This is a genomic window from Streptomyces sp. NPDC001020, assembly GCF_053599115.1.
Genome location: NZ_JBSFLQ010000001.1, coordinates 266,443 through 289,547 on the forward strand (window position 1 = coordinate 266,443; position 23,105 = coordinate 289,547).

General features: G+C 71.5%; 20 protein-coding genes. 14 read left to right on the plus strand and 6 right to left on the minus strand.

Going from position 1 to position 23,105, the window contains the following annotated elements:
• The first annotated feature begins 272 nt into the window (after positions 1-272).
• Positions 273-1,289 carry an aspartate-semialdehyde dehydrogenase gene (locus ACWDEX_RS01180; RefSeq protein WP_450461009.1) on the plus strand — a complete coding sequence of 339 codons (1,017 nt, stop codon included), beginning with the start codon at positions 273-275 and terminating at the stop codon, positions 1,287-1,289.
• Between the two features lie 67 nt (positions 1,290-1,356).
• On the opposite strand, the gene ACWDEX_RS01185 is transcribed toward ACWDEX_RS01180, so the two are convergent.
• On the minus strand, positions 1,357-1,839 hold the full coding sequence (locus ACWDEX_RS01185) for a DUF1203 domain-containing protein (RefSeq protein ID WP_450461011.1): 483 nt from the start codon (positions 1,837-1,839) through the stop codon (positions 1,357-1,359).
• A 191-nt stretch (positions 1,840-2,030) separates the two neighbouring features.
• Between ACWDEX_RS01185 and pepN the strand changes: the two genes are divergently transcribed.
• A complete protein-coding gene (gene pepN, locus ACWDEX_RS01190) occupies positions 2,031-4,607 on the plus strand; it encodes an aminopeptidase N (RefSeq protein ID WP_450461012.1) in 2,577 nt (858 codons plus the stop codon).
• 107 nt (positions 4,608-4,714) lie between these two features.
• Here pepN and ACWDEX_RS01195 read toward each other — a convergent pair whose 3' ends face one another.
• Positions 4,715-6,190 (minus strand): FAD-dependent monooxygenase, encoded by a 1,476-nt coding sequence (locus tag ACWDEX_RS01195; RefSeq protein WP_450461013.1) that lies wholly within the window; start codon positions 6,188-6,190, stop codon positions 4,715-4,717.
• Between the two features lie 128 nt (positions 6,191-6,318).
• Between ACWDEX_RS01195 and ACWDEX_RS01200 the strand changes: the two genes are divergently transcribed.
• Positions 6,319-6,888: a TetR/AcrR family transcriptional regulator gene (locus ACWDEX_RS01200; RefSeq protein WP_450461014.1), complete on the plus strand. Its 570-nt coding sequence runs from the start codon at positions 6,319-6,321 to the stop codon at positions 6,886-6,888.
• 180 nt (positions 6,889-7,068) lie between these two features.
• Here ACWDEX_RS01200 and ACWDEX_RS01205 read toward each other — a convergent pair whose 3' ends face one another.
• The 3 genes from ACWDEX_RS01205 to ACWDEX_RS01215 form a co-directional block, all read right to left on the minus strand.
• A complete protein-coding gene (locus ACWDEX_RS01205; RefSeq protein WP_450461015.1) occupies positions 7,069-7,308 on the minus strand; it encodes a hypothetical protein in 240 nt (79 codons plus the stop codon).
• 81 nt (positions 7,309-7,389) lie between these two features.
• Positions 7,390-9,549 (minus strand): 4-alpha-glucanotransferase, encoded by a 2,160-nt coding sequence (malQ, locus tag ACWDEX_RS01210; RefSeq protein WP_450461016.1) that lies wholly within the window; start codon positions 9,547-9,549, stop codon positions 7,390-7,392.
• On the minus strand, positions 9,550-9,741 hold the full coding sequence (locus ACWDEX_RS01215; protein WP_450461017.1) for a hypothetical protein: 192 nt from the start codon (positions 9,739-9,741) through the stop codon (positions 9,550-9,552).
• 209 nt (positions 9,742-9,950) lie between these two features.
• On the opposite strand from ACWDEX_RS01215, the gene ACWDEX_RS01220 reads away from it, so the two are divergent.
• From ACWDEX_RS01220 to ACWDEX_RS01230, 3 genes are read left to right on the plus strand one after another with little or no spacing between them, the layout of a single operon-like run.
• Positions 9,951-10,484, plus strand: a complete 534-nt coding sequence (locus ACWDEX_RS01220; RefSeq protein ID WP_450461018.1) for a PadR family transcriptional regulator — start codon at positions 9,951-9,953, stop codon at positions 10,482-10,484.
• Positions 10,481-11,167, plus strand: coding sequence for an ABC transporter ATP-binding protein (locus tag ACWDEX_RS01225; protein ID WP_450461019.1), 687 nt, complete (start codon positions 10,481-10,483; stop codon positions 11,165-11,167). The genes ACWDEX_RS01220 and ACWDEX_RS01225 overlap by 4 nt, the downstream gene beginning before the upstream one ends.
• A complete protein-coding gene (locus tag ACWDEX_RS01230; protein WP_450461020.1) occupies positions 11,164-12,513 on the plus strand; it encodes an ABC transporter permease in 1,350 nt (449 codons plus the stop codon). The genes ACWDEX_RS01225 and ACWDEX_RS01230 overlap by 4 nt, the downstream gene beginning before the upstream one ends.
• 87 nt (positions 12,514-12,600) lie before the next feature.
• On the opposite strand, the gene ACWDEX_RS01235 is transcribed toward ACWDEX_RS01230, so the two are convergent.
• Positions 12,601-13,137: an HNH endonuclease gene (locus tag ACWDEX_RS01235; protein ID WP_450461021.1), complete on the minus strand. Its 537-nt coding sequence runs from the start codon at positions 13,135-13,137 to the stop codon at positions 12,601-12,603.
• A 282-nt stretch (positions 13,138-13,419) separates the two neighbouring features.
• Between ACWDEX_RS01235 and ACWDEX_RS01240 the strand changes: the two genes are divergently transcribed.
• The 8 genes from ACWDEX_RS01240 (at position 13,420) to ACWDEX_RS01275 (ending at position 23,104) form a co-directional block, all read left to right on the plus strand.
• Complete coding sequence (locus tag ACWDEX_RS01240; RefSeq protein WP_450461022.1) at positions 13,420-14,535, plus strand: mechanosensitive ion channel family protein; 1,116 nt, start codon at positions 13,420-13,422, stop codon at positions 14,533-14,535.
• A gap of 203 nt (positions 14,536-14,738) precedes the next feature.
• On the plus strand, positions 14,739-15,359 hold the full coding sequence (locus ACWDEX_RS01245) for a Uma2 family endonuclease (RefSeq protein WP_450461023.1): 621 nt from the start codon (positions 14,739-14,741) through the stop codon (positions 15,357-15,359).
• 104 nt (positions 15,360-15,463) lie between these two features.
• Entirely contained in the window at positions 15,464-16,684 is a 1,221-nt protein-coding gene (locus tag ACWDEX_RS01250) for an ROK family transcriptional regulator (protein WP_450461024.1), read from the plus strand.
• 91 nt (positions 16,685-16,775) lie between these two features.
• Positions 16,776-18,041: a 6-phospho-beta-glucosidase gene (locus tag ACWDEX_RS01255; RefSeq protein WP_450461025.1), complete on the plus strand. Its 1,266-nt coding sequence runs from the start codon at positions 16,776-16,778 to the stop codon at positions 18,039-18,041.
• Positions 18,032-19,006 (plus strand): N-acetylglucosamine kinase, encoded by a 975-nt coding sequence (locus ACWDEX_RS01260; RefSeq protein WP_450461026.1) that lies wholly within the window; start codon positions 18,032-18,034, stop codon positions 19,004-19,006. The genes ACWDEX_RS01255 and ACWDEX_RS01260 overlap by 10 nt, the downstream gene beginning before the upstream one ends.
• Positions 19,007-19,227: 221 nt before the next feature.
• Positions 19,228-20,676: a hypothetical protein gene (locus ACWDEX_RS01265; RefSeq protein WP_450461027.1), complete on the plus strand. Its 1,449-nt coding sequence runs from the start codon at positions 19,228-19,230 to the stop codon at positions 20,674-20,676.
• A 14-nt stretch (positions 20,677-20,690) separates the two neighbouring features.
• On the plus strand, positions 20,691-21,695 hold the full coding sequence (locus ACWDEX_RS01270; RefSeq protein ID WP_450461028.1) for a glutamate ABC transporter substrate-binding protein: 1,005 nt from the start codon (positions 20,691-20,693) through the stop codon (positions 21,693-21,695).
• Between the two features lie 86 nt (positions 21,696-21,781).
• The gene (locus tag ACWDEX_RS01275) at positions 21,782-23,104 is read left to right on the plus strand and encodes a hypothetical protein (protein WP_450461029.1); all 1,323 of its coding nucleotides are present in this window, start codon (positions 21,782-21,784) and stop codon (positions 23,102-23,104) included.
• Position 23,105 lies beyond the last annotated feature (1 nt).

Genomic DNA, 23,105 nt, shown 5'->3' on the forward strand with positions numbered 1-23,105 from the left:
TCGACGGAGACATCCGTCACACCGCCGTGTGCGCCGGGAGGCGCCGGGCAGGTACGCGGCGGCGCAGCCTGCGGCACAGGATGTCCGGCGGCCGAATCTGCGCAGCTCACAGGGGTGGAAACCGGGCCTCCGCAACCGGCGGCCGGATGGGGAACGTCCCATCCCTTGGGCACAGCGTGCACAAAATTGGACAGGTGGGCCGGGGTCGGCCGCATGATGGAGAAGCCTCGGCCGAAAAACAGGTACGGGCAGTACACGTAGAGGGAGTCGCCGTGAGGGTCGGAATCGTCGGAGCCACCGGTCAGGTCGGCACGGTCATGCGCAGGATCCTCACGGAGCGGAACTTCCCGGTCACTGAGCTGCGCCTGTTCGCGTCCGCCCGTTCGGCGGGGACGGTCCTCGACGGCGTGACGGTGGAGGACGCGGCGACGGCCGACTACACGGGCCTGGACATCGTGCTGTTCTCGGCGGGCGGCGCGACCTCGAAGGCGCTGGCCGAGAAGGTCGCCTCGCAGGGCGCCGTGGTGATCGACAACTCCTCCGCCTGGCGCCGGGACCCGGACGTACCGCTGGTCGTCTCCGAGGTGAACCCGCACGCGATCGTGAACCGGCCGAAGGGCATCATCGCCAACCCGAACTGCACGACGATGGCCGCGATGCCGGTGCTGAAGCCGTTGCACGAGGAGGCGGGCCTTCAGGCGCTGGTGGTCGCCACCTACCAGGCGGTGTCCGGCTCGGGCCTCGCGGGCGTGGCGGAACTGCACGGCCAGGCCCAGAAGGTGATCGCCGACGCCGACAAGCTGACCCACGACGGCGAGGCGGTCGACTTCCCGGATCCGGCGGTCTACCAGCGGCCGATCGCCTTCAACGTCGTCCCCCTCGCGGGCAACCTCGTCGACGACGGCCTGCACGAGACCGACGAGGAGCAGAAGCTCCGCAACGAGTCCCGCAAGATCCTGGAGATCCCCGGACTGAAGGTGTCCGGCACCTGTGTCCGCGTCCCGGTCTTCTCCGGCCACTCCCTCCAGGTCAACGCCCGTTTCGCGCGTCCGCTTTCGGTGGAGCGCGCCACGGAGCTGCTGGCCGGCGCCCCGGGCGTGACTCTCTCCGAGATCCCGACCCCGCTCCAGGCGGCCGGCCAGGACGCGTCCTTCGTGGGCCGCATCCGCACGGACGAGACGGTGGAGAACGGCCTCGCGCTGTTCGTCTCCAACGACAACCTGCGCAAGGGCGCGGCCCTGAACGCGGTGCAGATCGCGGAGCTGGTGGCGGCGGAGCTGAGCGAGTAGGCACCTCCTCATCCGGAAGGGCGCGCACCCGTAACGGTGCGCGCCCTTCGGCGTTTTCGGCCCCTCCTCAGTCCCTGCGGACCTCGTACAGGAAGCACCCGTACTCCACGGCCCGGACGTGAACGAGCGCCACGGCCGGATCGGCGAACGCCTCCGTGAAGGCTTCCTCGAAGGCCTCGTCGATGCCCTCCTCGACCAGACGGCCGCCGAGGATGTGACCGTCCCGGGAGTAGCGGCGGACCGTGCGGTGGGCGCCCGGGAACGGGTAACCGAGCAGGTCGGGGCCCTCGCACTCGTCGGCGTGCAGGAAGACCGGCCCCTGTTCGTCGTACGCGCCCGGAGCGGCGCCGCTCTGTGCCGCCCAGCGCCGCAGGGGCGCGTAGGAGACCAGGGCGATCCGCTCGCCGGGCGCACTCCGGCGCAGGCAGCAGCGCAGGGGCGCACCGCCCTCGTCGTCCGTGAAGGGTGTCATGGGGCGGCCCGCGTCGTCGGTGGTGCGCAGTTCCTTCAGGACCGCCGGTTCGATGGGTCGTGCAGAGTACGTCGTCATGACCCCAGCCTCTCGCCCGCCAGGGCTGGCCTCCGGCGGAATCCGGACGTCGCGTTACGGGAGCGGCCCGCTGCGTCGCCTCACCCGCGCGGTGCCGTGCCGGCGACTGGTGCCGCAGGCCCCGTTCATCGCCCAATGTGGTGACGACGTGCAAGGATGGCGCAACCCACACATACCGAGGAGATGACCGCGTGCCTGGCACAAACCTGACCCGCGAAGAGGCTCAGCAGCGGGCGAAGCTGCTCACCGTTGACTCGTACGAGATCGATCTCGACCTCTCCGGCGCGCAGGACGGTGGTACCTACCGGTCCGTGACCACGGTGCGCTTCGACGTGGCCGCCGGGGAAGGTACGGAGTCCTTCATCGACCTGGTGGCCCCGACCGTCCACGAGGTCACGCTCAACGGCGACCCGCTGGACCCCGCGGAGGTCTTCAAGGACTCGCGGATCGCGCTGCCCGGCCTCCTCGAGGGGCGCAACGTGCTCCGCGTGGTCGCCGACTGCGCGTACACCAACACCGGTGAGGGCCTGCACCGCTTCGTCGACCCGGTCGACCAGCAGGCGTACCTCTACACCCAGTTCGAGGTGCCGGACGCGCGACGGGTGTTCGCGTCGTTCGAGCAGCCGGACCTCAAGGCCACCTTCCAGTTCACCGTGAAGGCGCCCACCGGCTGGACCGTCGTCTCCAACTCGCCCACCCCCGAGCCCAAGGACGACGTCTGGGTCTTCGAGCCCACCCCGCGGATCTCGACGTACATCACGGCTCTGATCGTGGGCCCGTACCAGTCCGTGCACAGCGTGTACGAGAAGGACGGGCAGAGCGTCCCGCTCGGTATCTACTGCCGGCCCTCCCTCGCCGAGTTCCTCGACGCCGACGCCATCTTCGAGGTGACACGGCAGGGCTTCGACTGGTTCCAGGAGAAGTTCGACTACACGTACCCGTTCAAGAAGTACGACCAGCTCTTCGTACCGGAGTTCAACGCCGGCGCGATGGAGAACGCGGGCGCCGTCACCATCCGCGACCAGTACGTCTTCCGGTCCAAGGTGACGGACGCCGCGTACGAGCTGCGTGCCGAGACGATCCTGCACGAGCTGGCCCACATGTGGTTCGGCGACCTGGTGACCATGGAGTGGTGGAACGACCTGTGGCTGAACGAGTCGTTCGCCACCTACACCTCCATCGCCTGCCAGGCGTACCACCCCGAGAGCCGGTGGCCGCACTCCTGGACCACTTTCGCCAACTCCATGAAGACGTGGGCGTACCGGCAGGACCAGCTGCCGTCGACGCACCCGATCATGGCCGAGATCAATGACCTCGACGACGTCCTCGTCAACTTCGACGGCATCACGTACGCGAAGGGGGCCTCGGTCCTCAAGCAGCTCGTCGCCTACGTAGGCATGGACGAGTTCTTCGCGGGCGTCCAGGCGTACTTCAAGCAGCACGCCTACGCCAACACCCGTCTGTCCGACCTGCTGGGCGCCCTGGAGAAGACCTCCGGCCGCGATCTGAAGACGTGGTCGAAGAAATGGCTGGAGACGGCGGGCATCAACGTCCTCCGCCCCGAGATCGAGACGGACGAGAACGGCGTCATCACCTCCTTCGCCATCCGCCAGGAGGCCCCGGCGCTTCCGGCCGGCGCGAAGGGTGAGCCGACCCTGCGTCCCCACCGCATCGCCGTCGGCCTGTACAGCCTGGACGGCGGCAAGCTGGTCCGTGGCGAGGACGGCCGGATCGAGCTGGACGTCGACGGTGAGCTGACCGCCGTACCGCAGCTGGTCGGCCGGAGCCGCCCGGACGTGGTCCTGCTCAACGACGACGACCTGTCCTACGCGAAGGTCCGCCTGGACGAGCAGTCCCTCGCCTTCGTCACCGAGCACCTGGGCGACTTCGAGTCGTCGCTGCCGCGTGCCCTGTGCTGGGCCTCGGCCTGGGACATGACCCGTGACGCTGAGCTGGCGACCCGTGACTACCTCTCCCTCGTCCTGTCCGGCATCGGCAAGGAGTCGGACATCGGTGTCGTGCAGTCGCTGCACCGTCAGGTGAAGCTGGCGGTCGACCAGTACGCCGACCCGTCCACGCGCGAGGCGCTGCTGACCCGGTGGACCGACGCGACCCTCGCCCATCTGCGCGCCGCCGAGGCGGGCAGCGACCACCAGCTGGCGTGGGCGCGTGCCTTCGCCGCGACCGCTCGTACCCCGGAGCAGCTCGACCTCCTGGAGGGGCTGCTGGACGGTACGGGGACCGTCGAGGGGCTGGTCGTCGACACCGAGCTGCGCTGGGCGTTCGTGGAGCGGCTCGCGGCGGTGGGCCGTTTCGACGAGACGGAGATCGCGGGCGAGCTGGAGCGGGACAAGACGGCGGCCGGTGAGCGGCATGCGGCCACCGCCCGCGCCGCCCGCCCGACCGCGGAGGCCAAGGCCGAGGCGTGGGCGTCGGTCATCGAGTCCGACAAGCTGCCGAACGCCGTGCAGGAAGCGGTGATCTCCGGCTTCGTCCAGACCGACCAGCGCGAGTTGCTCGCCTCGTACGCGGCCAAGTACTTCGAGGTGGTCAAGGGCATCTGGGACTCCCGCTCCCACGAGATCGCCCAGCAGATCGTGACCGGCCTGTATCCGTCCCTTCAGGTCTCCGAGGAGACCCTGACGAAGACCGACACGTGGCTGGCCGCCGCCGAGCCTCCCCCGGCGCTGCGACGACTGGTCTCGGAGTCGCGCGCGGGCATCGAGCGGGCACTGAAGGCACAGGCGGCGGACGCGGCCTCGGCCTAGTGCCCCGACAGGCGGCGGGCGCCCGGCGGTGTGCCGGGCGCCCCGTCTGAACGCAAGGCGGGCCGGTCAACAGACCGGCCCGCCATGTCGGTTGACCGTCGGTACGGTCAGCTCCGGCCCGTCCATTCGGCCAGCGCCGCCTCGAGCCGCGCCGGATCGGGCGCGTCGGCCGCCCAGGCGACGTATCCGTCGGGCCGCACCAGCACCGTCGTACGACGCCCGCTCGCCCAACGCTCCACCGTCAGCCGCTCCTTGCGGTCGGCTGCCTCGTACTCCTGCGGGGCGATGAGTACGAACCGGCCGCCGCGCAGGGCCTCGTAGAGCCGTCCGCCGCCGGCGAGGGCGACGTCGGGGATGCGCTTGCCGGTCAACGGGTGAGCGCCGCGGGCAGCGGGGTACGCGTACCCGATGCCGGTGACCTGACCGATCACCCGCTGCCGGACCGGCCCGGCAAGGCCGAGGAAGGTGGTCAGCGCGGTGCGCAGCGCCAAGGTCCAGGGGCGCTTGGCCATCGCGAGCCGGACGATCCCGCCGCTGCTGCGCAGTACGGACCTGCCGACGGGGTGGCGCTCGGACTGGTAGGTGTCCAGGAGCGCGGGGTCGGCGTGGTCGCGGAGGACCGCGGCAAGCTTCCACGAGAGGTTCGCGGCATCCTGCAGACCGGTGTTCATGCCCTGTCCCCCGGCCGGGGTGTGCACATGGGCGGCATCCCCGGCGAGGAAGACACGGCCGACGCGGTACGCGGGCGCCTGGCGCTCGTCGCTGTGGAAGCGGGACATCCAGCGGGCGTCACGCATGCCGTAGTCGCGGCCGAGCGCGCGGCGGGTGATCTCCCGGACCTCGTCGAGGTCGAGCGGCGCACTGTCGGGGACGTTCCGGTCGCGGCGCCAGCCGATGACCCGGTAGTAGCCGTCACCGAAGGGCGCGAGGAAGGCGAACGCGTCGCCGACCGCGTTGGCGACCAGCACCTGCTCGGGCTCCTCGTCGAGCAGGACGTCGGCGAGGACGACGGAACGGATGACGGACTTGCCCGGGAAGGTCAGACCGATCGACTGACGCACGGCGCTGCGCATTCCGTCGGCGCCGACGACGTAGGCGGCGCGCAGGTCCGCGGACTCCCCGTCCGGGCGGCACACCTGGAGCGTCACACCGTCGGCGTCCTGGCTCAGCCCGGTGACCTCGGTCCGGTGGACGAACCGCACACCGGCCTCGACGGCGCGCCGCTCCAGCGCCCTCTCCACCTCGTACTGCGGGAGAACGAGGAGGTGGTTGAAGCGGGAGGGGAGGGTGTCGAGCCGCAGGCGGAGGCCCCCGAAGAGCCGGAAGTCGCTGAGGGGCCGCCCCTTGGCCTCCAGTTCGTCCGCAAGGCCGCGGGCGTCGAGCTGTTCCAGGGTGCGGGCGTGCAGGACGAAGGCGCGCGAGAGGTTACTGATCCCGTGGGGGCGCTTGTCGACGAGCGTGACGGGGAGGCCTGCGGTCGCGAGATCACCGGCGAGCAGGAGTCCGGTGGGGCCGGAGCCGACGACGATCACGTCGGGGGTGGTGTCGGTGCCGGAAGTGGTGGTGCGAGTCGTGCCCTTCATGGCGGCCTCCCCATGCCAACAATAATCGTTGACCACACTTGTTGGCCAACAACCGTTGTCCAACGCTTGTTGTCACCATAGGACGGCCGGCCTGGACTGTCAACGCGTGTTGGCCTACGCTCGTTGACATGCCCGACAGACCACCTCGCCGCTCCGACGCCACCCGAATGGCGATCCTCGCCGCCGCGCGCGAGCGCTTCGCCTCCGACGGATACGAGCGCGCCACCATCCGCGCGATCGCCAAGGACGCCCGGATCGATCCGTCCATGGTGATGCGCTACTACGGCTCCAAGGAAGGCCTGTTCGACGCCGTCCTGGACGTCGATCTCCATCTCCCGAACCCTCGGGAACTGGGGCAGCACGATGTGGGCGAGGCGCTGGTGGGCCACTTCCTCACCCTCTGGGAGGAGAACAACGACGCGCTCACGGCAATGCTGCGCGTGGGCGTCACCAACCCGGTGGGGGCCGAGCGCCTCCAGGGGATCTTCCGGGACCAGTTGCTGCCGGTCGCACGGCATGTCTGCCCGGACCCCGAACAGGCACCCGCCCGGGCCGGGCTCATCGCGTCGCAGGTACTGGGGATGGCGCTCACACGGTATGTGCTGAAGTTCCCGCCGGCCGTCGACCTGGCCCGCGAGGAGGTCGTGGCCTGGCTGGCTCCGACGGTGCGGCGCTACCTCACGGCTCCGCACCCGTAACGCGTGCGCCGTCGCGGCTCGTGTCGCTGGGCCACCCGGGTGAACCGGGCCCCGTGAACGACGTCGAGGGAGCCCACGCACCGTACGGATGCGTGGACTCCCTCGACGGAAGTGATGGTCGACCCGAGGCCGAGGCCGCCCAGGAGGCCCGGGGCGGCGACCCGGTGGCCGGGAGCGGCGTCAGCCCTGCTTGGTCTGCTTGCGCGACTTGTCGAGGACCATGACGAGGCCCGCGATGACCAGGAACAGCACGATCGGAGCCGCCACGAACCACCCCAGCGTCTCGGCCACGCTAAAGCCGGCACCGGGGTCGTCGCCGTCGTCGCGGGTCAGCGCGAGCGCGGGGGACGACATGAGCAGCATCATCAGCGTCGTACCGGCGGCCAGGGCGCCGGCGCGCAGGGCGTTCTTCTTGTCCACGGTGCAAAAGTAGCGAACGTCCGAACGAGCCGCGCGCCCGGGGTCCCGAATACGAGGCCTCCGCCCCGCACACCCCGCCGTTCACCCTTCGGCCCCGGCCGCCGGCCCGGCACCCCCCGATGCCCGGTCGCGCTCCCGTGGACCGCCGTCGCCGGCCGTCGTCCCGGCCCTTGTACGCAGCACGTCCACCAGCGCATGCAGTCGCGGTGACGCCGCCAGTTCCTCCAGGGTCACCGGATGCCCCTCCGCGTCCGCGACCGGCAGGCGCCAGTTCGGATACTGGTCCCAGGTGCCCGGCAGGTTCTGCGGGCGGCGGTCGCCCACCGCGTCGGGGAGCCAGACCCCGATCAGCCGGGCGGGGGTGCACAGCAGGAAACGGTGTACCGCCTGGATCTCGATCTCCTCCATGGCCGTGGGGCCTCCGCCGCTCGTCCCCTTCAGCAGTCCGAGCCGGGACAGGAGGGCGAGCCACTCGCGGGTGTCAGCGGCGGCCGCGGCCCGTTCCCGGTCCAGGGGGCGGCTCAACAGGCCCAGCTGCTCGCGGAGTTCGACGTGTGTGCCGGTGAGCCGGGCAGCGGTCGGCGGCAGGTCGTGGGTGGTGGCCGTGGCCAGGCAGTCCGCCCGCCAGCGCTCGGGCGGCAGCGGCCGCCCCGTTCCCTCCCAGTCGCGTTCGAACCACAGCACGGACGTGCCGAGCACCCCGCGCTCGTGCAACGCCTCGCGCACCCCGGGCTCCACCGTCCCGAGGTCCTCACCGATGACCAGTGCCCCGGCGCGCGAGGCCTCCAGAACCAGGACGGCGAGCATGGCCTCGGCGTCGTACCGGACGTAGGTGCCCTCCGTGGGCGGCTGTCCCCGCGGCACCCACCACAGCCGGAACAGGCCCATGACGTGGTCGATACGCAGGGCGCCCGCGTGCCGGACCAGGGCGCGCAGGAGGTTGCGGTAGGGGGCGTAGCCGGCGGCGGCGAGCCGGTCAGGGCGCCAGGGGGGCAGGCCCCAGTCCTGGCCGTGAGCGTTGAACGCGTCCGGCGGCGCGCCCACCGACATGCCGGCCGCCAGGTACTCCTGCTGCGCCCAGGCGTCGGCACCGTCGGGATGCACACCGACCGCGAGGTCGTGGATCAGTCCGACCGCCATCCCGGCGTCGCGCGCGGTGCGCTGGGCGGCGGCGAGTTGGGCGCCGGTCAGCCAGGCGAGCCGGGTGTGGAAGTCGACGCGGTCCATCAACTCGGCACGAGCGCGGGCGGTTCCGACCGAGCGCGGATCGCGCAGCCGGGCGGGCCAGCCCTGCCAGTCGGAGCCGTACACCTCCGCCAGCGCGCACCAGGTCGCGTGGTCCTCCAGCGCCTCGCCCTCCTCGGCGAGGAAGTCGGCGTACACGGCGCGCCGCCCGGGCCCGAGGGGCACGGCGTGGACGAGTTCGAGTGCCTCGCGCTTGAGGTTCCACACGGCGTCGCGGTCGATCAGCTCCCCCTTGTCGAGCACGGAGTCCCGCAGTCGTGCGGCGCGCTCCAGCAGCGTACGGACGCGGCCCTGGTCCTCGACGTACGCGAACTCGGGGACGTCCTCGACGCGCAGGTGCACGGGGTCCGGGTAGCGACGGGAGGAGGGACGGTAGGGGGAAGGGTCGGTGGGGGTGCCGGGTACGGCCGTGTGCAACGGGTTGACCTGTACGAACCCGGCGCCGAGCGCACGCCCGGCCCACGCGGTCAGCTCGCCGAGGTCGCCGAGGTCGCCCATGCCCCAGGAGCGGCGGGAGAGCAGGGAGTAGAGCTGGACGAGAAGTCCGTACGAGCGTCCGGGCGGCGCGGGCAGCCGGGCGGGCGCTGCGACGAGATGGGCGTCGGCGGTGCGACCGTCGGGGGCGCTGGCCTGCAACGTGTGGACACCGGGCGGGAGTTGGCCGACAGCGGTGTGCACCTCACCCTGTTCGGTCTCGATTCGCAGACGGATGCCGTCGGGGAGTGAGGCGAGTGCGGCGGGCGGCCGTCCGCCCCAGCTCACCACGGTCGGTGGCAGCAGACGGTCGCGCAGTTCCCGCTCGCGTGCGGCGAGGGCGTGGCCAACGGCGTCCGGGGTGCTCGCGTCGACGTCGAGCGCGGCCAGGGCGGCGGTGACCGCGGTGTCCGACGCCGTGACCGTACGGTCCGGGGCGGGGCGGTAGGAGGTGGCGACGCCGTGCAGCGCGGCGAGCCGGGCCAGTGGCGTCCCGTCGCGCGCGGGGTCGGCCGGCGTCATCTAGTGCCCCGTGGGGTCCGGGCGGACGACGGAGGGTTCGCTGGTCAGGGGCTCGGCGTCGGGCAGCGGCGGCTCGCTGGTCAGCGGCGCCTCGGTGCGGGCGCTCTCCGCGCTGAGGATGTGCGGGGCGGCGGTCGGCTCCGCACCGCTTTGGGACTGCGCCGGAAGCGGGAGGTGTGCCAGTGCGGCCACGGGGGCCTCCTTGTCGTCGTACGACGGATGCGGGTAAGAGCAGGCCTACCCAGCGTGCGGGACCGCAGACGCACGAGGACGGACAACGTGCGTTCGCACCGTACCCGAGTGCGCCCCGCGACCGGGGGACGCTCGACTCGGGAGAAGACTCCGGAGAAGAACCAGGGGACTATTCACTCGATACATATATCGAGTGCATAATGAGCTTTATGAGCACCCGTCACATCCTCCTCGGGCTGCTCGCCGCTGGGCCGAGCCATGGCTACGACCTCAAGCGGCGGCACGACGAGCGATTCCCACAGGCTCGCCCCCTGGCGTACGGGCAGGTCTACACGACGTTGCAGCGCCTGGTCCGCGATGGTCTCGCCGAGGTCGACGGGACGGATTCCGACGGCGGCCCGGAGCGCACGCTGTACCACTCGACGGAGGCCGGCGCGCACGAACTGTCGCGCTGGGCGGGGGAGGTCGCGCCGCCCGCGCCGTTCGTGACGAACGAGATCTTCGCCAAGGTCGTCGTGTCGATCCTCTCGTCCGGGGACCCGGCCGCCTACCTCACGGCCCAGCGTGCCGCGCACATGGCGCGGATGCGGGAGCTGACAGCGGTGAAGGCCGCGCCCGGCACTGATCTCGCGACGATGCTCTCGGCCGACTACGCCCTCAACCACCTGGACGCCGACCTCCGTTGGATGACTACCACGGCGGCCCGGCTCACGACTTTGACCGCGGAGGTCGACTCAGCATGAGCACCCCCCTTCTGACGGCACAGCGCCTGGTCAAGGCGCACGGCTCCACGCCGGCGCTGCGCGGCGCCTCCGTAGAGCTGCACCCGGGCGAGATCCTCGCCGTCACCGGGGCCAGCGGCAGCGGCAAGTCCACGCTGCTGCACTGCCTGGCGGGGATCGTCCGGCCCGACGAGGGCACGGTGGAGTACGCCGGCGAGCGCCTCGACGAGGCGTCTCAGGCGCGCCTGGGTGAACTGCGGCGAACGGAGTTCGGGGTGGTGTTCCAGTTCGGGCAGCTCATCCCCGAGCTGACCGCCGTCGACAACGTGGCTCTGCCGCTGCTGCTCGCGGGCACCCCGCGCCCGGCTGCGCGGGAGCGGGCCGTCGCGTGGCTGGAGCGGTTCGGAGTACGCGGGCAGGAGGCACTGCGGCCCGGCGAGATGAGCGGCGGTCAGGCTCAGCGGGTGTCGCTGGCGCGGGCGCTCGTGACCGGACCGAAGGTGGTCTTCGCGGACGAACCGACCGGCGCGCTGGACTCCCTGTCCGGGGAGCAGGTGATGACCGCGCTCACGCACACGGCCCGCGAGACCGGTACGGCCGTGCTCCTGATCACGCATGATGCGCAGGTGGCGGCGTATGCGGACCGGGAGGTGACGCTGCGGGACGGAGTCCTGGCGGCGCAGACCGCCGAGGTGGCGCGATGAACGCGGAACTCCGTCTGGCCTGGCTGCTGACCCGTGGCTCCGACCGCCGGGAGTGGTGGCGGGTGCTGCTCACCGCGCTGGGCGCCGGGCTGGCCACCGGATTCGTGCTGGGCGCGGTCGCCGTCGCCGCCCTCCGAGGCCACTACAACATCGCGCTCGCGAACGGACTGCTGAACGACCCGGGCGAGCGCTCGGGCATCGTGCTCGCGCTGCTGCTCCTGCTCATCCCCGTCCTGGGCTTCCTCGGTCAGTGCGCCCGCATCGGCGCCGTCCACCGCGACCGGCGGCTGGCCGGGCTGCGGCTGGCCGGGGCCACGCCGGGCCAGGTGCGGCGGATCGCCACGCTGGAGGCGGGGCTCGCCTGCCTGGCGGGCTCGGTGGCCGCGTCGGTCTGCTTCGTACCGCTGCTGCTACATCTGTGGCAGGCGCCGCCGGCCATGGTGTGGGTGGCAGGCGCGCTGGTCACCCTGGCCGTGCCGGTAGTGGGCGCGCTGGTGAGCCTGCTGGCGCTGCGGCGGGTGGTCGCCGAGCCGCTTGGGTGGGTACGCCGGGTGCGCCCGCACGGCGGACGGGGCCGCGGCCTGCTGTTCCCGCTGGTGGCATCCGGGGCCCTGGTGATCGGGATGTTCGTGGCGCCGCGCTCGTTCGGCGGGTTCGACTCGACCCCGGCACTGGTGCTCGCGGTGGTGATCGTCACCGGGGCGAGCGCCGTCCGGCTGACCGGCATCACCTCCCGGAGCATCGGCCGGCGCCTCGCGGAGCGGACCGACGACCCGGCGGTGCTGATCGCGGCGGAACGGCTGCGCGACGACCCGTGGGCCGCCGCCCGCACCCACGCGGCCGTGCTGCTGGTGACCGTCGTCGGGACCGGGTTCATGGGCGTGCGGCAGGTGCTGCTGGACACCCTGGACCTGCGCGATCCGGACACGCTCGCCGCGGACATCTCCTTCTACACCACTGGCATCGACCTGACCGGGATCGCTCTGCTGCTCGCCCTCGCGATCACGCTCTTCGGCCTCGCCGTGGGCACCGCCGAGTCGCTGGCCACCCGCCGCCGGGGGCTGGCCGCGCAGGCCGCCGCCGGGGTGCCGATCGCCGTACTGGCCCGCGCGCTGCTCCTGGAGACCGCGCTGCCGCTGGCGCCCGCGGTGGCGCTGGCGGGTCTCGGGGGCATGGGCATCAGCACCTGGTACGCGCAGCTTGCCGACACCGAAGGGACGTCCACGCTGCCGCTGGTCCCGCTCCTGGTGCCGGTGGCTGTCTACGCGGCCTGCGTCCTGGCCGCCGCGACCTCGCTGCCCCTCCTGCGCCGATCGGTCCGCCCCGCCGAACTGCGCTACGCGTGACGGCCGGCCCCGGGAGCACGGGGACTCCCGGGGCCGGACCCCGTCATCGGGCGGCCGACGCCCCCAGGAACGCAAAAGCCCGGATCGTCAGGCGGATATGCCGTCGATCCGGGCCAAGGCGTCATCCGCGCCGTACGGCCGCAGGTATGGCAACCAGCGTGGATCCCTGTGCCCGGTGCCGATGATGCGCCAGGCCAGACCGGTGGGCGGGGCGGGTGCGTGACGGAGTCGCCAGCCGATCTCGACGAGATGCCGGTCGGCCTTGACGTGGTTGCAGCGGCGGCAGGACGCCACCACGTTGTCCCAGACGTGCTGACCACCGCGGCTGCGCGGAATGACGTGGTCGACGCTGGTTGCGACGCCACCGCAGTACATGCACCGGCCTCCGTCGCGGGCGAAGAGCGCGCGCCGGGTGAGTGGAACGGGCCCCCGGTAGGGAACTCGTACGAATCGCTTGAGCCGGACCACGCTGGGTGCGGGGACAGAGACGGTTGCGCTGTGCATGTAGGCGCCGGACTCCTCGAGGCATACGGCCTTGTTCTCGAGGACGAGGACGAGCGCGCGGCGGAGCGGTACGACGCCGAGTGGCTCGTACGACGCGTTGAGGACCAGGACGTGCGGCACGGATGCCTCCTTGTACGCCGGCGGCGCGTGGCTCGCGCCGGGACGATCTGCAGCCAGTTTCCCCTCATGCCTGGTGGAAGCGCCACCATGTGCCGGTAACGGGCCGGGAGTGTTTTGGATCACACCGACCGCATCTCCCGTCACACCCGCCTTGCTTCCCCGGGTGAGCAGGGCTTCACCTTCGGGCATCGCGACACCCCCACCGCGATGCACCGTTAGTGTGGTAACCCTGCCCGTCCGGTGACCTTTCCGTGACCAGTACCGCCCGCACCGGATGCAGACATGCACCTGGAGGTACCTTCCGTGTCACTGCCCGCGTTCTCGGCCGCCGGCACCCCACCGTCCCCCTCACCGTCGCAGACGCCCACCCCGGTGGTTCCCACGCTCCAGGACGCCCAGGACAGCGCGACGAACGCCGCGAGCTGGATCCAGGAGAACTGGTCGACGTGGCTGGCGATCGGCCTCAGAGTCGTACTGATCCTGGTGATCGCGACAGTGCTGAGAGTGATAGTGCTGCGGGCCCTCACCAAGCTCGTCGACCGCATGAGCCGTACGGCCGAGGCCGTGGACGGCACGACGCTCGGCGGCCTGCTGGTGAACGCGGAGCGCCGTCGGCAGCGCTCGCAGGCGATCGGGTCGGTGCTGCGCTCGGTGGCGTCCTTCGTGATCCTCGGTACGGCCGCACTGATGGTGCTGGGGGCCTTCCAGATCAATCTGGCGCCGCTGCTCGCGTCCGCCGGTGTCGCGGGTGTGGCGATCGGTTTCGGTGCGCGCAACCTGGTGACGGACTTCCTCTCCGGCGTGTTCATGATCCTCGAGGACCAGTACGGCGTCGGCGACAAGATCGACGCGGGGGTGGCTTCCGGCGAGGTGATAGAGGTCGGCCTGCGTGTGACGAAGCTCCGCGGCGACGGCGGCGAGATCTGGTACGTCCGCAACGGCGAGGTCAAGCGCATCGGCAACCTGTCGCAGGGCTGGGCGACGGCCGGGGTGGACGTGACCGTCCCGTTGACCGAGAACCTGGACCGGGTGAGGGAGACACTCGACGCGGTGGCGGAGCAGATGAGCAAGGAAGAGCCCTGGAACGAGCTCCTGTGGGGCCCGATCGAGGTGCTCGGCCTGGACAGCGTGGTGCTGGACTCGATGGTGGTCCACGTCTCGGCGAGGACGATGCCGGGCAAGGCGACGTCGGTGGAGCGGGAACTGCGCTGGCGGATCAAGCGGGCCTTCGACGAGGCGGACATCCACTTCATGGGCGGCCCGGCGGCCGAACCGGAGGAGGAGCCCGAGGACGACCCGACGGCAGCGGTCGCGGCGCCGTCGGTGTACTCGAACGTGGAATCCCCGCAGACGAAGGCCGCCTCCCCGATACCGCCGGCGCGGCCGGCGAGGAAGTAGCGGACCGTACCTGGCCAGATGCGGCATCCGGGTGTTCCGGGTGCCGCCTCTTCGTGTGTCGGAGGGGCGGAACGGTTCAGCACACTCGTTCGGGTGAAGTAGAACGTTTTTGCAGCTCAGTGCCCCAACGGCAGCGCACATGCTCCCACCGGGGCGCCCAGCACGGGCGTAGCCTGGCACCAGTGCGACGAGGAGAACGAGCGATGAGCGCCGAACCTATCTTGGAGCCGGCCATGCCACAGGTGGACCCCATCGACCTGTTGATCGCGTTCGAAGAGGCGTCTCCGATGCCGATTCGGTCGGAGTACCTCGAGGGGACGGTCATCGTGCCGCCGCAACCGGACTACAACCACAGCAAGGGCGCCCACAAGCTCACCGTCCAGTTGCACATCGCCGGGTTCGAATTGGCGGGTATGGGCATGGGGTTCCGTGCCGCCCACCAGGACGGCAGCACCATGGCCCTGGTCGTTCCCGATTTCTACGTCCTGCGCCGCGAGCCGACCGACCTTGACGCCTCCTACCTCAGGACGCACAAAGGCTGGTACCCCATCAACATGATCGCGCTGGTCGGTGAGGTCACATCCACCAACCACTCCATCGACACCGGCGCCAAACTGGCCACATACGCCGCCGCGGGCATCCCGGCCTACGTCCTGATCAACCGCAACACCGGCACGGCCCACTGCCACACCGACCCGGCCCTCCCCGGCGACGACCCCACCAAGGCGTACTACGGCAACGAGTCCAAGGTCCACCTGGGCGAGCCTCTCTCCCTCCCCGCCCCCTACCCCACCCTGGACACGGCCCCGTTCATGGCCGGGTGAGTCCATCTCCCCTTTCGACGGACGGTATTGACGCCTCTCGTCACCCTCGCTACGTTCCCCTCAGCAATAGGAAACTTTCCTAACAGCGGGGGCGAGCTTCACCCATGGCAGGATCCGCCGGTACCCCCGGCACCCCAAGCGTGCTGCGCGCCATGAACGACCGCGCCGCCCTCGATCTGCTCCTGGCACACGGCCCGCTCAGCCGCACCCGCATCGGCAAGCTCACCGGCCTGTCGAAGCCCACCGCCTCCCAGCTCCTCACCCGGCTCGAAGCCGCGGGCCTCGTCCTGGTGACGGGCACGAGCGAGGGCCGTCCCGGCCCGGGCGCCCAGTTGTACGCGATCGACCCGGCCGTCGCGCACGTCGCCGGCCTCGATGTCGCCCCCGGACGCATCCTCGCCGCCGTCGCCGACATCACCGGCAGGACGGTGGGTGAGTACGAGCTGCCCTCCCCGGGCCGCCGGTCGGCGCAGCCCGTCGTACGCCAGGTCACCGACGCCCTGACCGGCGCCGTGAAAGCCGCCGGCCTCGACCTCTCCGACGTGCACCGCGTCGTCATCGGCACCCCGGGCGCCTTCGACCCCCACACCGGCCGTCTGCGCTACGCCCCCCACCTGTCCGGCTGGCACTCCCCCGCGCTCCTGGACGAACTCGCCGCCGCCCTCCCGATGCCCGTGGAGTACGAGAACGACGTCAACCTCGTCGCCCTGGCCGAGCAGCGGCTCGGCGCGGCCAAGGGCCATCGGGACTTCGTCCTGATGTGGAACGAGGCAGGCCTGGGCGCCGCCCTCGTCCTCGGCGGCCGGCTGCACCGCGGCTGGACCGGCGGCGCCGGCGAAGTCGGCTTCCTACCGGTGCCCGGCGCCCCCCTGGTACGCCAGGTGGCCCGGGCGGGCAGCGGCGGCTACCAGGAACTGGCCGGCTCCCAGGCCATCCCCCTCCTGGCCCGCGAACTCGGCATCGAGGACGTGCCCTGCGGCCCCTACACAGAGGTCGCCGCCGCCCTCGTCGCCCAGGGCGCCGACAGCGCAACGGGCCCCCACCGGCGCCTCCTTCAGACGTACGCGACACGGCTCGCCACCGGTCTCGCCGCACTCGTCTCCGTGCTCGACCCCGAACTCGTCGTCCTCAGCGGCGCCTGCCTCACAGCCGGGGGCGAGCCGCTGCGGGCCCTGCTCCAGGCCGAACTGGAGGAGTTGGCCGCGCCCCGGCCGCGCCTCGTCGTCGGCGAGGTACGCGAACGCCCCGTAGTGCGCGGCGCGTTGGAGAGCGCGCTCGCGACCACTCGCGACGAGGTCTTCGACACCTCACGTCGAGTCCCGTGAGGCCCCACCCCGGCTCCATGCCGTCCCCGACATCCGCCCCGGTCGACCCCCACCCCGCCCTGAAGGACGGGGTTTCCTCGAAGGAGACCAGATGAAACTCACCGTAGTCGGCGGAGGGTCGACCTACACACCCGAGCTCGTCGACGGATTCGCGCGGCTGAGGGACACCCTGCCCGTCGAGGAACTCGTCCTCGTCGACCCGGCCGCCGAACGCCTGGAACTGGTGGGCGGGCTGGCCCGGCGCATCTTCGCCAAGCAGGGGCACGGCGGCCGGATCGTCACCACCTCCGATCTGGACGCGGGCGTGGAGGGCGCCGACGCCGTACTGCTCCAGCTTCGCGTCGGCGGCCAGGCCGCGCGCGAGCAGGACGAGACCTGGCCGCTGGAGTGCGGCTGTGTCGGCCAGGAGACGACCGGTGCGGGCGGCCTCGCCAAGGCGCTGCGCACGGTACCGGTGGTCTTCGACATCGCCGAACGCGTCCGCCGTACCAACCCGAGTGCCTGGATCATCGACTTCACCAACCCGGTCGGCATCGTCACCCGCGCCCTCCTCCAGGAGGGCCACCGGGCCGTCGGCCTGTGCAACGTGGCGATCGGCCTCCAGCGGAAGTTCGCCGCCCGGCTCGGCGTCGCGCCCGCCGAGGTCCATCTCGACCATGTGGGCCTCAACCACCTCACCTGGGAAACCGGTGTGCGTCTGGGCGGTCCCGAGGGCGAGAACATCCTGCCCAAGCTGCTCGCGGAGCACGGCGCCGCGATCGCCGCCGATCTGCGCCTTCCGCACGCCCTCGTGGACCGGCTGGGTGTGGTCCCCTCCTACTACCTGCGCTACTACTACACGCACGACGAGGTCGTACGGGAGATGCGCACGAAGCCGTCCAGAGCGGCCGAAGTAGCGGCGATGGAACGGCAGTTGCTGGACATGTACGGCGACCCGTCACTCGAGGAGAAGCCGGCACTGCTCGCCAAACGGGGAGGCGCCTACTACTCGGAGGCTGCCGTCGACCTCGCCGCCGCGCTGCTGGGCGGCGGGGGCTCGCCGTACCAGGTGGTGAACGCGTACAACAAGGGCACACTGCCGTTCCTGCCGGACGACGCGGTGATCGAAGTACAGGCGGCCGTCGGCCCGCAGGGCCCGACCCCCCTGCCCGTGGCCGAGGTGAACCCCCTGTACGCGGGGCTGATGGCGAGCGTGACCGCGTACGAGGACCTGGCCCTCGAGGCCGCGCTGCGCGGAGGCCGCGACCGGGTGTTCCGGGCGCTGCTCGCCCACCCCCTCATCGGCCAGTACGCCTGTGCCGAAACCCTCACCGACCAGCTCATCGCGCACAACCGGGAGCACCTCACGTGGGCCTGACCCCGACCGTCCTCGCCATCGACGCGGGCAACAGCAAGACCGACGTCGCCGTCGTGACCACCGACGGCGACGTCCTGGGCACCGCCCGGGGCGGGGGGTTCCGGCCGCCGGCCGTGGGCGTGCGGACGGCCGTGAACGCCCTGGCCGAGGTCGTCGAAGAGGCCTTCGCCCGGGCCGCGGTCACCTCGGTCGGCCATGTCTCGGCCTGTCTCGCCAACGCCGACCTCCCAGTGGAGGAGGAGCAGTTGGCCCAGGCGCTGGGGGCGCGCGCGTGGGGCGCGACCGTGGAGGTACGCAACGACACGTTCGCCGTCCTGCGTGCGGGTGTGGCCGAGCCCCGAGGGGTGGCGGTCGTGTGCGGCGCCGGCATCAACTGCGTCGGTATGCGTCCCGACGGGCACACCGCCCGCTTTCCCGCGATCGGCCGGATCTCCGGTGACTGGGGCGGCGGTTGGGACCTGGCGGAGGAGTCCCTGTGGTGGGCCGCGCGCGCGGAGGACGGCCGGGGCGGCCCCACGGCCCTGGCGCGCACGCTGCCCGCGCACTTCGGGCTCGGCTCCATGTACGCGCTCATCGAGGCACTCCACCTGGGGCACATCGAGCACGCCCGGCGTCACGAGCTGACGCCGGTACTGTTCGCCACGGCCCAGGCCGGCGACCCGGTCGCCCGCGCGATCGTCGAGCGGCTCGCGGAGGAGGTCGTCGCCCTGACCACGGTCGCGTTGACCCGCCTGGACCTGCTCGCCGAGGAGACCCCCGTGCTGCTCGGCGGCAGCATCCTGGCCGCCCGTCATCCGCAACTCGACTCCCGCATACGGGAACTGCTGGCGGCCGACGCACCCAAGGCGGTCCCCCAGGTGGTCGCGGCCCGCCCGGTCCTCGGCGCGGCCCTCCTCGGCCTCGACCACGAGCAGGCCCCCCGGGAGGCCCACGCGCGCGTGCGGGCGTACTACGAGAACTCCTGACCGGGGCACGGCCGTCGGGGAACCGAACGGGAGCACAAAGCGTGTTCATGAACGGGGTGTTGCGACAGGACATGCGTACGTCGGCGCGCGGCGATCCGACACAAGATCGCGTGAATGCCTGTGCGGATACCGCTCCGGACGGGAATACTTGCCGCCGTGCACCCGCGCCCGCTCCCCGCATCGGGCGGAGTTGACCGACGGATGACCACGGGGGAGGTCACGTGACACACCCGCAGCAGGGCGGCGCGCCACCGGCGCCGCACACCAGGCCGACCGTGCCGCCGCAGGCCAAGGGGCCCGCGACGCAGGCGGTCCCGGTGCCGCCGGTACGTCCCGCTGCCGCGCCGCGCCGCACGGCCTTCGCCGAGGGCGTCGACCGTCTGCGGGTGGCCACCACCACCGAGCCCGGCCGGCTGCGCATCATCGGCGCCGTGCTCGCCCTGCTGGTCATCGCGTTCGGGGCCGTCACCGCCTGGCAGATGACCGACCGCTCGAGTGCCGCGGACGACGTGCTGCACCGCAGCCAGCCGCTCAGCGCGGGCGCCGCCGACATCTACCGCTCCCTCGCCGACGCCAACACCGCGGCCGCCAGCGGCTTCCTGTCCGGCGGCCAGGAACCCCCCGCGACCACCAGACGGTACGAGAAGGACATCCGGACCGCCGCGGCCGGGCTCGTCACGGCGGCCGCCAGTACCGAGCCCGGCTCCCCCTCCGCGCAGACCATCGCCAAGCTCAACAAGCTGCTGCCGGAGTACAAGGGCCTCATCGAGCGGGCGCGGGCCAACAACCGGCAGGGCTTCCCGGTGGGCGGCGCGTACCTGCGAGCGGCGAACGAGAAGATGCAGCAGGAGATGCTGCCGGCCGCGCAGGACCTGTACACCAAGGAGAACCAGCGGCTGCGCGCCGACTACGGGAGCGCGACCCCGTACCCCTGGTTCGCCATCGCGCTCGGTGTCCTCGCGCTGGCCGCGCTGGGCTGGGCGCAGCGGCGCCACTACCTGCGCACGAACCGGGTGCTCAACCACGGCCTGGTCGCCGCCACCGCCGCCTGTGCGATCGTCCTGCTGTGGCTGACCGTCGGTCACAGTGTCGCCCGCGCGGAGCTCAACTCCTCCTACGACCACGGAGTCCGTTCGCTGAACGTGCTGCACGACGCGCGCATCGCGTCCCTGAACGCGCGCGGCAACGAGAACCTCACGCTGGTCAGCCGCGGTGCCGAGACCAAGAAGCTGCCTGACGGGACGACCGAGGACGCGTACGACTATGCGTTCAAGCAGGACATGAAGACGCTTTCCTCGGGCCTGGGCAAGGCCGAGTCCCTCGCCGACGACCAGGCGGGCAGGCAGCCCGTGAAGGACGCCACTGGCGCCATGAAGCTCTGGCAGCAGCGCCACCAGGAGGCGCGGACCGCCGACGACGAGGGCGACTACCAGGCGGCGCTGAAGAAGATCATCGGGTCCGAGGAGGACCATCCGACGGGCGAGCGCTTCGACAACGTGGACGCGAGTCTGGCGAAGGCGCTGAAGCACGAGGAGAGCCAGTTCGAACAGGCGGCGGGAGACGGCCGGGACGCGATGACCGGGCTGCCGGTCGGCGCGGCGGTTCTCGCGGTGCTGGGCGCGTCCGGCGCCGTGCTGGGCATCGGGCGCAGGCTGTCGGAGTACCGGTGAGAGGGGGAGCGGCGATGATCGCACGGCGTCTGCGGGTGAGCCTGAAGGGCTGGGGCGGTGTGGGGACGATGCTGGCGCTCTGCGTCCTCGCCGTGGGGCTCGTGCTGCTGCTGCCGCTGGTCGGCACGCGCGGGGACGGTTCCACGGGCACCGGCGGTCCGGGCCTGGCCGAGGCGACCCAGGCGAAGGCCGCCTCATGCGACGCCCACCCCGAGCGGCTGAGCCCGCCACCGTCCGGGGACGAGAGCGGGCCGGCGGTCACGGCCATCAAGAAGCGTGGCTATCTGTCGGTGGGTGTGGACCAGAACAGCTACCGCTGGGGCTACCGCGACCCCAACACCACGGGCAGTGACCTGGAGGGCTTCGACATCGACCTGGCCCGCGAGATCGCACGGCAGATCCTCGGCGACCCGAAGGCGGTGCGCTTCCACGCCATACCCACCAACCAGCGCATCCCGGCCATCAAAGGCGGGCAGGTGGACATGGTGGTACGCACGATGACGATCAACTGTGACCGGCTGACCGACGTCGCCTTCTCCGACCCGTACTTCACGACCGGCCAGCAGGTCCTGGCCCCCAGGACGTCCGGCATCACGGGCTACGACAAGTCCCTCACCGGCAAGAAGATCTGCTCTGCGGAGGGGTCGACGGCCAACGCCAATCTGACCGGGGACAAGAAGTCCGGCCGGTTGCCGGCGTCCGTCGACATCACCACCACCGTCCCCAACCAACTCGACTGCCTGGTCAAGCTCCAGCTCGGCGAGGTTGACGCAGTCGTCACCGACGGCGCGCTCGCCGCCAGCCAGGCGGCCCAGGACCCGACCGTCGAACTCAAGGGGAAGCCCTTCACGACCGAGTACTACGGCGTGGCGATGAACAAGCAGGCGGGCGATCTGGTGCGCCGGGTCAACCAGGTACTCGTGGACTACCGCAAGAGCGGCTGGCAGGCCTCGTACACCAAGTGGCTGTCCCCGACGCTGGGCGCGAACTCGGCGTCGTCACAACCGCCGTCCTCCTGAGGAACGCAACCGACCTGATACCACTGGAGTGTTACCCCGGCGCACCGGACACGCGCCCAGGGCACGACGAGAGCGAGAGGTGATCGATGGGCGTCACGGGACCCACCGGGCCGGTGATGGACCGGGACGAGGTGGACCGTGCGCTGGCGCGGCTCGGCGCGGAGCACGAGGCCATAGAAACCTCGCTCTTCGCCCTGCAGGACCACGCGGGCCGCAGACTCCTCGAAGGCGCCGAGCTGACCGGCGTCACCAAGGTGCGCTGGATGTCGACGGAGGCGTCGATCACCCTGCTGTGGGCGTACTTCGACGCCTACAAGGCCACCCTGCGCACCGCGCGTGAGATCCGCGCCCGTCGCCGCTGGTCCAGCCGCGAGGACCTGACCGAGCTGACCGAACTGCTGCGCGGCGCCAGTGTCACCGTGGCGAGCAGCGCGGCGACGACGGCGAACGCGCCTACGCTGGCGGGCACCGGCAGGCTCAGCCAGCAGTTCACGCTGGCCGATCTCGTGGAGCGGATGAACGAGCTGTACGCGTCCTCGCTCGACATGGTCGTCGCCGCCGACGCGGTGTGGTCGGCACTGCCCGCCCGGATCGATTTACTGGCCGCGGAGTTGCAGCGCACCCGTGACCTCGCCCACTCGGTGGGCGTCCGCCCCGGCGAGCACCCGGCGGGCGACGACCTGGAGCGGATCACACGTACCCTGACGAGCCTTCGCGAGCAGGTGGTGTCCGACCCGCTGGCGTACTGGACGCCGAAGCAGGGAAGTTCGGCACCCGGTGGCGGCCGACCGGACACGACCACGTACGACCGTGAGGCACGCGCCCTGGAGGACGTGCGCCGGGAGGTCGAGGCGGTTCTGGCGGTACGTCAGGACGCCGAGGCACGGCTTGTGAAGCTGCGCGACGTGCTCAGCCGCGCGGACCGCACGCTGGCCGAGGCCCGCAGCGCGCGGGGTGAGGTCCTCGCGAAGATCGCCGCCTCGGAGGTGCCCGCGGTCAGCGGGCCGCCGACCGCGCTCCAGGAGCAACTGGCGACGGCCGCGGAGTACCGCAGGCACGCCCAGTGGCACCGCCTCTCGCCGCTGCTGGAGTCCTTGGAGCGCAAGGCGGAGGACGAACTGCTCCGAGCCCGCGAGTCGTTGACGGCGGTCACCGCCCCGCTCGCGGTCCGCGCCGAGTTGCGCGGTCGGCTGGACGCGTACAAGGCGAAGATCGCCCGGCACGGGCTGGCGGAGGACCCGCTGCTGATCGAGCGGTACGACACGGCGCGGCGGATGCTGTGGAGCGCGCCCTGCGACCTCAGGGTCGCCGAACAGGCGGTACTGCGCTACCAGCAGGCGGCCGCCGAACTGCTCGGCCCGCGCGTGCCCGAGCGGGGCGCACCGGCCGACCGGAGGGGGGAGAGATGAG